The organism is Neisseria subflava, assembly GCF_024205745.1.
Taxonomy (GTDB): domain Bacteria; phylum Pseudomonadota; class Gammaproteobacteria; order Burkholderiales; family Neisseriaceae; genus Neisseria; species Neisseria flavescens_B.
In genome coordinates this window covers 1,853,564-1,867,737 of the sequence record NZ_CP073117.1, presented here as the reverse complement: position 1 = coordinate 1,867,737, position 14,174 = coordinate 1,853,564, and the positions used below count along the sequence as shown (strand labels likewise).

Here is a 14,174-nt window from a genome sequence, read left to right as displayed (position 1 = left end):
AGCCGTCTGAAATCAAACGCTTTTCAGACGGCCTTTTGGTTTTATTTGTGTTTTTGAGTATGCGGTTTGCTGGGCGTTATACCGAATTTGGACATTGTCTCTTTTAATACTCGGAGATTGCTTCCGCGTTTCAATCCGTCATTCCAGATTTCTTTGGCCTTGTCTTGGTCTCCAAGCGTCCATAGGACTTCGCCCAAATGCGCGGCGACTTCGGCTTCAGGTTCTTTTTCATAGGCGTATTGAATATACGGCAAAGCCATTTGCGCATCGCCTTTAAGATAATAAGCCCAGCCTACACTGTCATTAATTGCTGCGCTTTCCGGATCCATTTGATAGGCCGTCTGAACCATTTTAAACGCTTCCTCCAAATTCTTGCCGTTTGACAACAAGGTATAGCCCAAAGCATTCCAACCGTGCGGATTATCCGGATACAGCTCTACCACACGGCGCAAATCGGCAATCGCCTTGCCTGGCTGATTCAGCTTCTCATACACCATCGAACGCTGATACAACACATTGGCAAGCAGCTCGGGAGAAGCTTGGGTTTTCAAGGATTTTTCGGTGGAGTTGACCAAACTGTTCAAAGCGTTCAACGATTCTTGAAGATTGGTATTTTTAGACAATACAAACAAAGCCGTATTCAGCAAATCACTGGCTTCAAAATAACGTCCTCTTTGCTCGGGCATTTTTTGTGCACGTTGCACCAAAGCCCAAGCCTCTTTATGGTTGCCCTGTTTGGCTTCAATGGAAGCAGCCAAAATGGTTTTATCAAATGTATAAGCCGTAGCCGTTACCTTATCCAGCCATTGTTTGGCTTTGGCAAATTCTTCAGCATCATTATAAGAAACCGCACCAATCAACGCCGCACGGCTGCGCTGCTCCTCCGTACCGGCTTTATAAGCCTTTTCCAGATAGCTGTTTACCGCAGAAATATTTTCCGTCTTGCTGGCTGACAATAAGGCAGCCTGAATATACAAATCAGGGTTGGGATTTTCTTCCAACAAAGTCTGCAATCGCTTAAAAGCCTTATCATTTTGACCATGGGCGATCAAATTGGCGATGTCCAATTCCTGCCAAATCGGAGATAAGGTTTTGGTGTCTGTCTCTTTGAAGAAGCCGTCCAGAATATCAGGATGCCGTTGCGCCATCAGCCGCAGGGTGACAAAAGTCGGCGGCAGGATTTCGTTATCCAACTTGGCCAATCGCTGCAATGCCGCAATGGCGTGTTTCTTTTGACCGTCTTTTGCACTAAAAATTGCATCTGCAATCGCTGCTTCTGGAAAGTCTTTATAATTCAGTGCTGTTTTATGCACCTGTTTGACTGCATCGCTGGTCAGATTCGGCTGTTGTGCTGCGGTTTGTGCCAAAAGCAGGAACACGCGCTTTTGCTCGTCTTCACTACCGCCGGCAATCACCTTATCCAATCCGCTCAAATTCTTATCGGCTTTGCCCAGCAGCAAATTGCGCAACCAAGTCATACGCTTTTGTGCTTCACCAGGCTCCGGCTCAATTTCTCGCCATTTTTGATAAATGGCTTCAGCCTGTTCAAAGGCGTTTAAAGAAACCGCCATCTCCAAAGCGCGTTCGGCCACTTCGGGAGATTTGGTGCGATGCAACGTCAAAATATACGTAAACAGCGCAGAAGCCGCATCGCCCTTTTGCAGGGCCAGTTCTGAATTTAACAAAGTGAAAACCTGCGAGGTGCGGTTTTGTATACCCAACAGACGTATCCGTTCCTGCTCGCGCTCTTCGGGAGAAAAATGGTCGGTACGGCTTTTCTTTTTAATAATCTTAGCCGATTCAAAAACTGTTTTTGAATCGTTGGGCGCGGCAAAAGTTTGTGTAGCAAACAACATCATGACAGCCGCAGCTGCTACTCGAATACGGGATGGGGAAAACAACATAACTATCCTTTTTGAGAACCTGCCGGCATTTTCAGACGGCCTAAGCACTTGCAAAACAGACGCAAAGCTTTATTTATCATTCAGGCATAACTGTAACACACGCACCCTATTTTGTTGACACGGTAACCGTAAACCTTGTGTAATCCTCATCTGCATAAAACGATCAGCATCAAAGATGAATACCGACCAACTTATCCATTTTCTAACTCAAGCTTCACACTTCAACAGCCGTATGCAAGCAGAGCGCAATCAATTAGTTACCCCAAAAACGGTTAAAGAAGCAGCCGTTTTGGTCAGCATTGTCTTGCATGAAGGAGCATGGCAAATTTTACTGACCACAAGGGCCGAGACCTTAAGGCAGCATACCGGACAAATCGCCTTTGCCGGCGGCCGCAAAGATGCCCAAGACGACAGTCTAACGGCAACGGCGTTAAGAGAAGCTTATGAAGAAACCGCCATTCCGATTACCGCATGGCAGACTTTTGCGCCGCTACCCTTTTATGACACACCTTCCGGCTACCGTGTTACGCCTGTTCCGGCAATTTGCGTCCAGCTCGTCAACCCAAAAGCAAATCCCGATGAAGTAGCTGAAATTTTTTATCTGCCTTTGGATTTTGCCTTAAACCTGCAAAACTACACATTCCGTCAGCTTCATCACAACAATCAAACCCTCGCCCTCCCCGCCCTACCTTTTCGGCACTACGACATTTGGGGGCTGACAGCAATCATCCTATATGGACTGGCAGAACGTTATCAGCAATATTGCCAAGCTTTTAAATAAGGCAAGGCCGTCTGAAAACCAATATTCAGACGGCCTTATTTAATCAATCCTCTTTATGCAGCTTCTTCATAGCATTCGACAAATTCTCCAAACCATTTCATCTCATTACGCAGGGCAACCACTTCGCCAATCACCATTAAAGCCGGACGCTCTGCTTCGGCAGCTAACACGCCCAAATCTTTCAGACGGCCTGTCCGCACAGTTTGATTGAGTAAAGTTCCATTTGAAATCACAGCAACAGGTGTAGAAGGCTGTCTGCCATAAGCCATCAGTTTTTCCGCAATCTCAGCCGCTTTAAGCGTGCCCATATAGATCACCAGCGTTTGACGGCTTAAAGCCAAAGTCTGCCAATCAGGCTGACTGCCCTCGTGTTTGCTGTGGCCGGTCACAAATAAAGCACTTTGGGCGCAATCGCGATGGGTTAACGGAATACCGGCATAAGCAGTAGCACCCAAGGCGGCAGTAATACCCGGCACAATGCGGTAGGTGATTCCGGCCTGATGCAGGGTTTGCACTTCCTCCCCGCCGCGCCCGAATACAAAAGGATCGCCGCCTTTCAATCTCACTACGCGCTCGCCTTTTTGAGCGTGTTCAACCAATAGACGGTTGGTTTCTTCCTGCTGGACATGGTGCGCACCGGCACGTTTGCCCACGCTGATTTTCACCGCATCTTTACGCACCATCGCCAAAATCTCATCCGACACCAAAGCATCGTAAAACACGGTATCCGCAGCCTGTATCGCCTGCAAAGCATGTATGGTCAGCAAGCCCGGATCGCCCGGCCCTGCGCCCACCAAAACCACTTCGCCGCCAAACGGCGTTTCCCGGTTTAACTGCGTTATCAATTCACGCTCTGCCGCTTCGATATTGTTTTGAGCCGCAAAAATACTGAAACGGCTGTCGAACAATTTTTCCCAAAAATAACGGCGGCGTTCGACATGATGAATAGTCTGTTTAACCTTTTCACGCCATTTTCCGGCAATACGCGCCATTATGCCCGTATGCAGCGGAATCAATGTTTCAATAATCTGTCGCCATTTACGTGCCAATACAGGCGCAGTACCACCACTGGATATGGCTATCTTCAACGGACCCCTATCCACCACGGCAGGCACGATAAACGAACACAAATCCGCCGTATCCACCGTATTGCACAATTTTGCCCGTCTCTCCGCCGCTTCAAAAATACGGCGGTTAAACCCATCATCATCCGTCGCCGCAATAACGAAATACACCTCGTCCAGCATGGCTTCTTCAAACAAGCCGCCCAGCCAAACTATTTTCCCTTCAGCCGCCCATTGCTGAAACTGAGGATTCAACGTTTCCGCAACAACGCGCACACGCGCTCCGGCAGACAGTAGACTTTCCGCCTTGCGTTCGGCAACCTTGCCCGCGCCTGCCAGTAAAACAGGGCGGTTTTTCAAATCGGCAAACAAAGGATAATGGCTCATGGTCGTGCTCTTGCTTTATCAATGATTGTCCGCCGATATTAAAGGCCGTCTGAAAAAATAGGAAAGAATGGTTTCTGATTTTCTTATGGTGTTTGGTTATATACCTGCCACAACAAAATAAGTTATAGCGGCAAACATAAAACAGAAGCAGGAAATTTCAAAATAAACGATTGGAAAATAGTGTAACGATATAAAAATTCATTTTTTCACAAATAAATTGCGCCCTCTTCATTTTTCAGACGGCCTTTGCCTGCGTATAATATCGGTCTAATTTACAATTCAAACGAGCTTAGTACAGCCATGACCGAATCCATCCGCCTGCCCGCTTCTACACTCAAGCCTTCCACCGTTGCCCTGCCCGGTTCCAAAAGCATCAGCAACCGCACACTGCTCTTGGCCGCACTCTCCGACAACGTTTGCGAAATCCATTCTTTGCTCAAATCCGACGATACCGACCGAATGCTTGAAGCACTCGACAAACTCGGCGTGCAAATTGAATCTTTACCTGAAGGCCGTCTGAAAATTCATTGCACCGGCGGCCGCTTTCCCAACCAAACCGCCGATTTGTTTTTAGGCAACGCCGGTACGGCATTCCGCCCTTTGACTGCCGCACTTGCCGTTTTGGGCGGTGACTATCACCTGCACGGCGTACCGCGTATGCACGAACGCCCCATCGGCGATTTAGTGGACGCGTTGCGCATTGCAGGCGCGGACGTACAATATTTAGGCAATGAAAACTATCCGCCGCTTCAGATTGGCAAACGCCAAGACAACGGCGAGCGCGTTATTCCGATTAAAGGTAATGTTTCCAGCCAATTCCTGACCGCCCTGCTGATGGCTTTGCCCCTGACCGGACAAGCATTTGAAATCCACATGGTAGGCGAGTTGATTTCCAAACCTTATATCGACATTACGCTCAAGCTGATGGAGCAGTTCGGTGTGGGCATCATCAATGAAGACTACCGTGTATTTAAAATCCCGGCCGGTGCCAAATATCATGCGCCCGAACATTTGTATGTAGAAGGCGATGCCTCCAGCGCGTCTTACTTCTTAGGCGCAGGCCTGATTGCAGGTACACCCATCCGCGTGACCGGTATCGGCGCACACAGCATTCAAGGCGACGTTGCCTTTGCGCGTGAACTGGAAAAAATCGGTGCGGATGTGATTTGGGGCGAAAATTTTGTTGAGATTTCCCGCCCTGCCGAGCGTAAGATTCAGGCTTTTGATTTGGATGCCAACCATATTCCAGACGCGGCCATGACCTTGGCCATCGTCGCACTGGCCACCAAACAGCCCTGCACCCTGCGTAATATCGGCTCATGGCGCGTCAAAGAAACCGACCGTATCGCCGCCATGGCAACCGAACTGCGCAAACTGGGTGCAGAAGTCGTTGAAGAAGCCGAAGCTATTCATATTACGCCTCCCGAAACACTGACCCCTGATGCCGTCATCGATACTTACGACGACCACCGCATGGCCATGTGTTTCTCGCTGGCTTCGCTTTTGGGCGTCCCCATTATCATCAACGACCCGAAATGTACGCATAAAACTTTCCCCGACTATTTCCAAGTTTTTGCATCATTGACCAACTGATTGATTATTCAACGTTTCAGACGGCCTGTTGCATACAAAAAACACAGGCCGTCTGAAAAATAAAAATAAAACTATACTTTTTCTTAATTTATGCGATAATAGCTAAATAAATTCTTAGCAATTCATATTTCCTTTCGGAGAGAAAACATGTCAGACGAAAAAAGCAAAGCCTTAGCCGCCGCCCTTGCCCAAATCGAAAAAAACTTCGGCAAAGGCTCCATCATGAAAATGGACGGCAGCCAACAGGAAGAAAACCTTGATGTTATTTCCACCGGCTCCCTCGGCGTGGACTTGGCACTCGGCGTTGGCGGTCTGCCCCGCGGCCGCGTGGTTGAAATTTTCGGCCCGGAATCCTCCGGTAAAACCACACTCTGTCTCGAAGCCATTGCCCAATGCCAAAAAAATGGTGGCATCTGCGCATTCATCGATGCCGAGCATGCTTTTGACCCGATTTACGCCCGCAAACTCGGTGTAAAAGTCGAAGAACTCTATCTCTCCCAACCGGATACCGGCGAACAGGCATTGGAAATCTGCGATACCTTGGTGCGCTCAGGCGGTATCGATATGGTTGTTGTCGACTCCGTAGCCGCACTTGTGCCTAAAGCCGAGATCGAAGGCGAAATGGGCGACAGCCACGTCGGCCTGCAAGCCCGCCTGATGAGCCAAGCCCTGCGCAAACTGACCGGCCACATCAAACGCACCAATACATTAGTTGTTTTCATTAACCAAATCCGTATGAAAATCGGCGTGATGTTCGGCAGCCCTGAAACCACGACCGGTGGTAACGCGCTCAAATTCTACGCCTCCGTCCGCCTCGATATCCGCCGTACCGGTCAGATTAAAAAAGGCGATGACGTCATTGGTAACGAAACCAAAGTCAAAGTCATCAAAAACAAAGTTGCGCCTCCATTCCGTCAAGCCGAATTCGATATTCTTTACGGCGAAGGTATCAGCTGGGAAGGCGAATTGATCGACTTGGGCGTCAAACACGACATCGTTGAAAAATCCGGTGCATGGTACAGCTACAACGGCGCAAAAATCGGCCAAGGCAAAGATAATGTACGCGTTTGGCTGAAAGAAAATCCTGATGTTGCCAACGAAATTGATGCCAAAATCCGTGCGGCAGTCGGTATCAATGTCGATATCACCGAAGGCAAATTGGACGACACCGACGGTGAACGTCCTGAGGAATAAGTCTGTTTGAAATTAAAGGTTAAAAAGACCAAATAAAGGCCGTCTGAAATCCGACCATTAATCGGATTTCAGACGGCCTTTTATTCAATGCTGCTTAAAGCCCTAATGCCTGAGCGTGAAACTCAATATGCGAATCGATAAAGCTGGCAATAAAGAAATAGTCATGCCCATAGCCCGGACGTACTTTATATTGGATATTGAAACCTTTTTCGCGTGCTGAGCGGACAAACCCTTCCGGTTGCAGAACTTCAGGATACAAAGCATCTTCACTGCCGACATCAATCAAAACAGGCAATTTATGCGAGGCGATCTGAAGCAGCTCTGTACTGTCATAGCGTTTCCATGTTTCCATGTTTTGGCCCAAATAAGCTGACAACGCCTGTCTGCCACCTTCTGTATCGATAAGATGACATAAAGGTGCAAAGGCAGAAACCGCAGCATATCGGCCGGGATAGTTCAAAGCCAAATGCAGCGCGCCATGCCCACCCATACTGAAACCTGCAATGCTGCGCTCTTTCGTTACCGGGAAATTATGCTCGATCAAATCAGGCAATTCTTGGCTGATATAGCTTTCCATTTGGTAATGCTGCGCCCAAGGTGCTTCAGTTGCGTTGACATAAAATCCGGCACCCTGTCCAAGATAATGTTCCTCACTGTCGGCAACATGCTGACCGCGTGGCGAGGTATCCGGAAAAACCACAATAATATTCCATTGCGCCGCAAAACGTTGGATTCCGCTTTGCCGAACCAATTCAGAACCATCACTATTTAAGCCGGAAAGAAAATATAAAACAGGCGCGGGATAACCTTTTAAGACTTGTGGCGGCAGATAGACATCAAATACCATGTCCGTCCGGCAGGTTTGAGAAAAATGGCGGTACCGTTCCTGATGCCCGTTAAACATCTTTCTGCGTTCCAGCAAATGCAATTCTGAATTTTTCATTTTATTCCTTGTAAGGAAACAACCAACAATAAGCAGAATGTTAGCGCAAAACCTGCCTATCGTGTTGTTGCCCATCTTTTTAAGACAACCAAATCTGCTTTAAACAAGGCTTGCCAATCATGCGAAATCATTACGCCGACAGCATTTAAAATCTATACACAATCTCTGTGGATAAATCTGTTGATAAGCTTTGGGTAATCGTAAAATTTTCTTTAGGAACAAACCAAGTCTTAGATTGACTAAAATTTAATCAAATAAAACATAATAAAATCAAATAGTTATATTTATAAGATTTTACTATAATCATACAGTGAAAATTTATAGGTAAAACAAGGTTATGCGGCTTTGTGCATAAATTAGGGTTGACATCCCTAAAAATCGCCCCGAATCAAAAGCGCTGTGAAACAACGGCCGATTTCATCAGATGCCATTCAAAAGACGCGCGGCCATACATTTTGCGTTACAATACGCACTTATTTTTAAGAAAGAAAAATACGCCATGAAAGCCTCCCAGTTCTTCATTTCTACCCTTAAAGAAGCCCCTGCCGAAGCCGCACTTGCCAGCCACAAGCTGATGATTCGTGCCGGCTTGATCAAAGCCAACGCATCCGGTCTTTATACTTGGATGCCGATGGGCCTGCGCGTATTGCGCAAAGTTGAAAATATCGTGCGCGAAGAAATGGCCCGCGCGGGTAGCGTGGAGCTGCTGATGCCGGTGGTACAACCTGCCGAACTGTGGCAAGAATCCGGCCGCTGGGAGTTTTACGGTAAGGAACTGCTGCGCCTGAAAGACCGTCATGACCGTGATTTCTGCATGGGTCCGACTTGCGAAGAAGTGATTGCCGACATTGTGCGCAAAGAAATCAACAGCTACAAACAACTGCCGAAAAACTTTTACCACATCCAAACCAAATTCCGCGATGAAGTGCGTCCGCGCTTTGGTGTGATGCGTGCGCGTGAGTTCGTCATGAAAGACGCTTATTCCTTCCATGCCGACTATGCCTCGCTTCAGACGACCTATCAAGACATGTACGACGCTTATTGCCGTATCTTCACCCGTTTGGGTTTGAAATTCCGTCCTGTTGCTGCAGATACCGGCAGCATCGGCGGTACCGGTTCTCACGAATTCCAAGTATTGGCTGAAAGCGGCGAAGACGTTATTGCATATAGCGACACTTCCGATTACGCCGCCAATATCGAATTGGCACCGACTTTGCCGCTTAAAAGCGAACGCGCTGCTGCTCAGGCCGAGTTGACCAAAGTACATACGCCAAACGTCAAAACCATTGAGTCTTTGGTTGAATTCCTCAATATTCCGGTTGAACAAACCCTCAAATCCATCGTGGTTGAAGGCGAAAACGAAGGCGAACTCGTCCTGCTTCTGTTACGCGGCGACCATGAATTTAACGACATCAAGGCAGAAAAACTGGCCGGCGTGAAATCGCCACTGACCATGGCAAGCCCTGCCGCGATTGTTGAACAGCTCGGTGCAAATGGAGGCTCTCTCGGCCCTGTCAACTTCAAAGGTAAAGTCTATGCTGATTTTGCCACCGAAAAAGGTGCAGACTGGGTTATCGGCGCGAACGAAGACGACTACCACTATACCGGCTTCAACTTCGGCCGCGATGCTGCCGAGCCTGAATTTGTCGATTTGCGCAATGTCATCGAAGGCGACATCAGCCCCGACGAACAAGGCCGTCTGAAACTGGCGCGCGGTATTGAAGTCGGCCACGTTTTCCAATTACGCGACAAATATACCCAAGCCATGAATGTCAGCTTCTTGGACAATAACGGCAAATCCCAAATCATGGAAATGGGCTGCTACGGTATCGGTATTACCCGCGTTGTTGCCGCCGCCATCGAGCAAAACAACGACGAAAAAGGCATTGTTTGGACCAAAGCAATGGCACCGTTTGAAGTCGTTATCGTGCCGATGAACTACAAAAAATCTGAAGCCGTACGCGAAGCCGCTGACAAAATCTATGCCGAGCTTTTGGCTGCCGGTGCGGATGTATTGTTGGATGACCGCGACGAACGTGCGGGCGTATTGCTGAATGACTCCGAGCTGTTGGGTATTCCTCACCGCATCGTAATCGGTGATCGCGCCTTAAAAGAAGGCAATGTTGAATATGCCGAACGCCGTGACAATCAAGCTCAAGCCGTTGCGGTATCAGAAGTTGTTGCCAAGGTTTTGGCCGCATTGAACGCTTAAGTCTTTTTCAATCATGAAAAGGCCGTCTGAAACTGATTATCTCGTTTCAGACGGCCTTTTCCTATTTTAATAAATGATGTTCTTTCCGTAACTCTCTAATATTTCTTTGATTTTCAAAATGGTTTCTTTAGGCGGCGGATGTACGCCTTTTAATTTGTATTCGTCGCCGCACAAAGCCCATTTATGTGCGCCCAATTCGTGATACGGCAAAAGCTCGACCATTTCGACATTCTCCATATCACCGATAAACTCGCCCAATAAATGCGCTGAACGCTCATCATCGGTATAGCCTGGAACAACCACATAACGTACCCGCGTCGGCTGATTGCGTTCGGCAAGATAGCGCGCGAATTTCAGCGTTTTGGTATTTGGGATACCGACAAGCACTTTATGAATTTCAGGATCGATTTGTTTTAAGTCGAGCATGACTAAATTGGTATGATCGAGCAAATCATCCAAAATCGAATCATAGTGCAAAGCATAGCCATTGCTGTCGAGACAGGTATGGATATCGTGTTCCCGACAGGCCGTAAACCAATCGCGTACAAACTCATATTGCAATAACGGCTCGCCGCCGGTTGCCGTTACACCTCCACCTGTCGCACGCAGATAATGACGATAGGTCATGACCTGCTTCATCACAGTTGCCACATCCAATTCCTGCGCCTGCTCGGTATGAAAATCCCAAGTATCGCGATTATGGCAATACAGGCAACGCATCAGGCAACCTTGCAAAAAGAGCACGTAGCGCAAACCCGGACCGTCCACTGCGCCGCAGGATTCTACGGAATGGACGATGCCTTTGCCGTTGTAGTGGCGGTGTCCGAGGTCTTTGGCGGGGGCGGGTGTTTCGGAATTGATGGCGATGGTTGTCTGCATGGTGTCTGATGTACCGGATATTGGGGTCGTCTGAAAACTTGTTTTTGTGTTGCAGAGGGTTCTTCTTATTGGATTAATGTGCGGGCATTGCGTTCCCTGTTGTGAGAAGTTTATGGGCTGTTTTTAAATAGGTAAACGGGATTTCATGATAACTCTATCCTTGTAAATTTTTTGCCGCTTTCGCTACTTTATAGGCCTGTATCGCTTCACCGATACCTAGAACCGCACCCAGCAAAGCAAACAGGTAATCGGCAGCGGTCTGTGCTTGTACAAAACTCTGTATATCACCGATAATTGGAATAAATCCCGTCTGAAGAAGCTGTTTTTCAGACAGGCATTTATTACAAACATTGGTATTTTATCCCGCCCAGTATTCGCTACCATCTTCGGGATCTATCCATACGGCGTAGGCAGGAGCCTCGACCGTAAGCCACATTCCAATATCAAACGGGGCATAGCCGGGAAGTGGTTTGGGTTCGATTTCATATTCAGGCCATACTTCCCTAAATATCCGCCCCCATTCTTCGGGCGTATGCTCGATGATTTGCCCGTCGCGTTGCAGTTTCAGATGACCTCTGCGCAGCAGCTCTTTGAAAAGAATAAAGAACGCTTCGGTTTTCTCTTCAAAATCGCTGGAAAAGTCTTTGATGGTCGACCACAAACAACTCAAAGGAAGCCCATAGTTGATAGTGAACTCTACATCATCTTCTAAACGATTTTGATACCGTTTATGAACATCGTGATTATTCAATTTTCTCATTTGAATTTTATTTCCCTATTGTACTGGCTTCGGTCGTCTTGATTTGGAGTTAATCCACTATATTATCAAATCATTGCTTCAGGCAAAATCAAGCCGGGTTCCAGATAATCCGTCCCCCGGCTTGGTTTACTGTAAACCCTTTGCTTTACATGGTTTCTGTGAACGTACGGGTAATCACGTCAAGCTGTTGCTCGCGGGTCAACGAGTTGAAGCGAACCGCATAACCGGACACACGAATGGTCAACTGCGGATATTTCTCCGGATTGTGCATCGCATCTTCCAAAGTCTCGCGATTCAATACGTTGACGTTCAAGTGTTGACCGCCTTCCAAAATACCGTCTTCATGGTGGAAATAACCGTCCATCAAACCGGCAAGGTTGCGTTCGCGAGAATGCTCGTCTTTACCCAACGCGCCAGGAATAATGGAGAAGGTATAGGAAATACCGTCTTTGGCAAACTCAAATGGCAGTTTGGCTACGGAAGTCAATGAAGCGACTGCACCGTTGACGTCACGGCCGTGCATCGGGTTAGCACCCGGACCGAACGGTGCGCCTGCGCGGCGGCCGTCCGGCGTGTTGCCGGTTTTTTTGCCGTACACGACGTTGGAGGTAATGGTCAACACGGACTGGGTCGGGGTGGCGTTGCGGTAAGTTTTGTGGGTTGCCACTTTTTTCATGAAGCGTTCCACCAAGTCGCAGGCAATATCGTCCACGCGGTCGTCGTTGTTACCAAATTGTGGGTATTCGCCTTCGATTTCAAAGTCAACGGCAATACCGTTTTCATCGCGAATCGGTTTGACTTTGGCGTATTTGATGGCAGACAGCGAGTCGGCGGCCACAGACAAACCGGCGATACCGCAGGCCATAGTGCGTTTCACATCGCGGTCGTGCAGCGCCATCAGCGCAGCTTCGTAGCTGTATTTGTCGTGCATGTAATGGATGATGTTCAGCGCGGTAACGTATTGGGTTGCCAGCCAATCCATGAATTTGTCCATGCGCGCAAAAACAGTGTCGTAGTCCAAGACTTCGTCTAAAATCGGTTCGGTTTTCGGACCGACCTGGTCTTTGGATTTCTCGTCCACGCCGCCGTTGATTGCGTACAGCAGGGTTTTCGCCAAGTTGGCGCGTGCGCCGAAGAACTGCATTTGTTTGCCGACAACCATCGGGCTGACGCAGCAGGCAATGGCGTAGTCATCGCTGTTGAAGTCCGGGCGCATCAAATCGTCGTTTTCATATTGGATGGATGAAGTATCGATGGATACTTTGGCACAGAACTCTTTAAAGCCTTGCGGCAGTTGTTCTGACCACAACACGGTGATGTTCGGTTCGGGAGATGGACCCATGTTGTACAGGGTGTGCAGCACGCGGAAGTTGGTACGTGTTACCAGCGTGCGGCCGTCCAAACCCATACCGCCGATGGATTCGGTTGCCCAAATTGGGTCGCCGGAGAAGAGTTGGTCGTATTCAGGCGTACGCAGGAAACGAACCATACGCAGTTTCATCACCAAATGGTCGATAAATTCTTGCGCTTGGGTCTCAGTAATCACGCCGTTTTTCAGGTCGCGCTCGATGTAGATGTCTAAGAACGAAGATACACGACCAAAGGACATGGCGGCGCCGTTTTGCGATTTAACGGCGGCAAGGTAGGCGAAGTAAGTCCATTGGATGGCTTCTTGTGCATTTTTTGCAGGACCGGAAATATCGTAGCCGTAAGAAGCCGCCATTTCTTTCATTTGGCCCAATGCTTTGTACTGCTCATTGATTTCTTCGCGGCGGCGGATCACTTCTTCCAAGTCCACACCGTTTTCCAAATCGGCTTGCAGTGAGTTGAACTGGTTGAGTTTATCTTTCATCAAGAAGTCGATACCGTACAATGCAACACGACGGTAGTCACCGATAATACGGCCACGGCCATAAGCATCCGGCAGACCGGTAATCACGCCTGATTTACGGCAACGACGGATGTCGGGAGTGTAAACGTCAAACACGCCTTGGTTATGGGTTTTGCGGTATTTGGTAAAAATTTCGCTGACTTCAGGGTTCAACTCAACGTTGTACACTTTGCACGCGTCTTGCACCATTTTCAAACCGCCAAACGGCATGATGGAACGTTTCAAAGGCTCGTCTGTTTGCAGGCCGACGATGGTTTCCAAATCTTTGTTGATGTAGCCTGGAGCGTGGCTGGTAATACCGGATATGATTTGCGCGTCGATTTTGTACGGCTCGTGCGTACGGTTTTCTACTTTAATGCCTTCCAATACGTCCGCCCACAGTTTGGTTGTGGCTTCGGTTGCAGGTGCCAAGAAAGAGGCATCGCCTTCATAAGGCGTGTAGTTTTTCTGAATAAAATCGCGAACATCTACGTTGGTTTCCCAATTACCGCCAGTAAAACCTTCCCAAGCGGCTGGACGTTGCTGAACATCATTTGACATATCAAGCTCCTAATTTTATTGAAAAT

The 14,174-nt window shown here is 48.2% G+C and carries 10 protein-coding genes; 4 read left to right on the top strand and 6 right to left on the bottom strand.

The genetic code is table 11. The features are described 5' to 3' along the window. Positions 1-41: 41 nt before the first annotated feature. Complete coding sequence (locus tag KCG55_RS08885) at positions 42-1,904, bottom strand: tetratricopeptide repeat protein (RefSeq protein ID WP_254322805.1); 1,863 nt, start codon at positions 1,902-1,904, stop codon at positions 42-44. Between the two features lie 175 nt (positions 1,905-2,079). On the opposite strand from KCG55_RS08885, the gene KCG55_RS08880 reads away from it, so the two are divergent. Then, entirely contained in the window at positions 2,080-2,685 is a 606-nt protein-coding gene (locus KCG55_RS08880; protein ID WP_254322804.1) for a CoA pyrophosphatase, read from the top strand. Between the two features lie 53 nt (positions 2,686-2,738). On the opposite strand, the gene cysG is transcribed toward KCG55_RS08880, so the two are convergent. Beyond that, on the bottom strand, positions 2,739-4,136 hold the full coding sequence (gene cysG / locus KCG55_RS08875; RefSeq protein WP_254322803.1) for a siroheme synthase CysG: 1,398 nt from the start codon (positions 4,134-4,136) through the stop codon (positions 2,739-2,741). A 300-nt stretch (positions 4,137-4,436) separates the two neighbouring features. On the opposite strand from cysG, the gene aroA reads away from it, so the two are divergent. Continuing rightward, entirely contained in the window at positions 4,437-5,729 is a 1,293-nt protein-coding gene (gene aroA / locus KCG55_RS08870) for a 3-phosphoshikimate 1-carboxyvinyltransferase (RefSeq protein ID WP_254322802.1), read from the top strand. 147 nt (positions 5,730-5,876) lie between these two features. Next, positions 5,877-6,923: a recombinase RecA gene (gene recA / locus KCG55_RS08865; RefSeq protein ID WP_049322198.1), complete on the top strand. Its 1,047-nt coding sequence runs from the start codon at positions 5,877-5,879 to the stop codon at positions 6,921-6,923. A 94-nt stretch (positions 6,924-7,017) separates the two neighbouring features. Here recA and fghA read toward each other — a convergent pair whose 3' ends face one another. Next, positions 7,018-7,866, bottom strand: a complete 849-nt coding sequence (gene fghA, locus KCG55_RS08860) for an S-formylglutathione hydrolase (protein WP_254322801.1) — start codon at positions 7,864-7,866, stop codon at positions 7,018-7,020. Between the two features lie 499 nt (positions 7,867-8,365). Here fghA and KCG55_RS08855 point away from each other — a divergent pair, with 499 nt between their 5' ends. Then, positions 8,366-10,078, top strand: coding sequence for a proline--tRNA ligase (locus tag KCG55_RS08855; RefSeq protein ID WP_254322800.1), 1,713 nt, complete (start codon positions 8,366-8,368; stop codon positions 10,076-10,078). A 66-nt stretch (positions 10,079-10,144) separates the two neighbouring features. Here the strand turns inward: KCG55_RS08855 and pflA are convergent, their stop codons facing one another. From pflA to pflB, 3 genes are all read right to left on the bottom strand, one after another. Then, a complete protein-coding gene (gene pflA / locus KCG55_RS08850; RefSeq protein WP_254322799.1) occupies positions 10,145-10,957 on the bottom strand; it encodes a pyruvate formate lyase 1-activating protein in 813 nt (270 codons plus the stop codon). A 358-nt stretch (positions 10,958-11,315) separates the two neighbouring features. Continuing rightward, a complete protein-coding gene (locus tag KCG55_RS08845; protein ID WP_432761061.1) occupies positions 11,316-11,717 on the bottom strand; it encodes a DUF596 domain-containing protein in 402 nt (133 codons plus the stop codon). A gap of 145 nt (positions 11,718-11,862) precedes the next feature. Continuing rightward, positions 11,863-14,148 carry a formate C-acetyltransferase gene (gene pflB, locus KCG55_RS08840; protein WP_254322797.1) on the bottom strand — a complete coding sequence of 762 codons (2,286 nt, stop codon included), beginning with the start codon at positions 14,146-14,148 and terminating at the stop codon, positions 11,863-11,865. Between the last annotated feature and the right edge of the window lie 26 nt (positions 14,149-14,174).

Coding starts and splice junctions, on each gene's coding strand:
- pflB (WP_254322797.1), bottom strand. CDS start 14,148: ATGTCAAATGATGTTCAGCAACGTCCAGCCGCTTGGGAAGGTTTTACT.
- KCG55_RS08845 (WP_432761061.1), bottom strand. CDS start 11,717: ATGAGAAAATTGAATAATCACGATGTTCATAAACGGTATCAAAATCGT.
- recA (WP_049322198.1), top strand. CDS start 5,877: ATGTCAGACGAAAAAAGCAAAGCCTTAGCCGCCGCCCTTGCCCAAATC.
- aroA (WP_254322802.1), top strand. CDS start 4,437: ATGACCGAATCCATCCGCCTGCCCGCTTCTACACTCAAGCCTTCCACC.
- cysG (WP_254322803.1), bottom strand. CDS start 4,136: ATGAGCCATTATCCTTTGTTTGCCGATTTGAAAAACCGCCCTGTTTTA.
- KCG55_RS08885 (WP_254322805.1), bottom strand. CDS start 1,904: ATGTTGTTTTCCCCATCCCGTATTCGAGTAGCAGCTGCGGCTGTCATG.
- fghA (WP_254322801.1), bottom strand. CDS start 7,866: ATGAAAAATTCAGAATTGCATTTGCTGGAACGCAGAAAGATGTTTAAC.
- KCG55_RS08880 (WP_254322804.1), top strand. CDS start 2,080: ATGAATACCGACCAACTTATCCATTTTCTAACTCAAGCTTCACACTTC.
- pflA (WP_254322799.1), bottom strand. CDS start 10,957: ATGCAGACAACCATCGCCATCAATTCCGAAACACCCGCCCCCGCCAAA.
- KCG55_RS08855 (WP_254322800.1), top strand. CDS start 8,366: ATGAAAGCCTCCCAGTTCTTCATTTCTACCCTTAAAGAAGCCCCTGCC.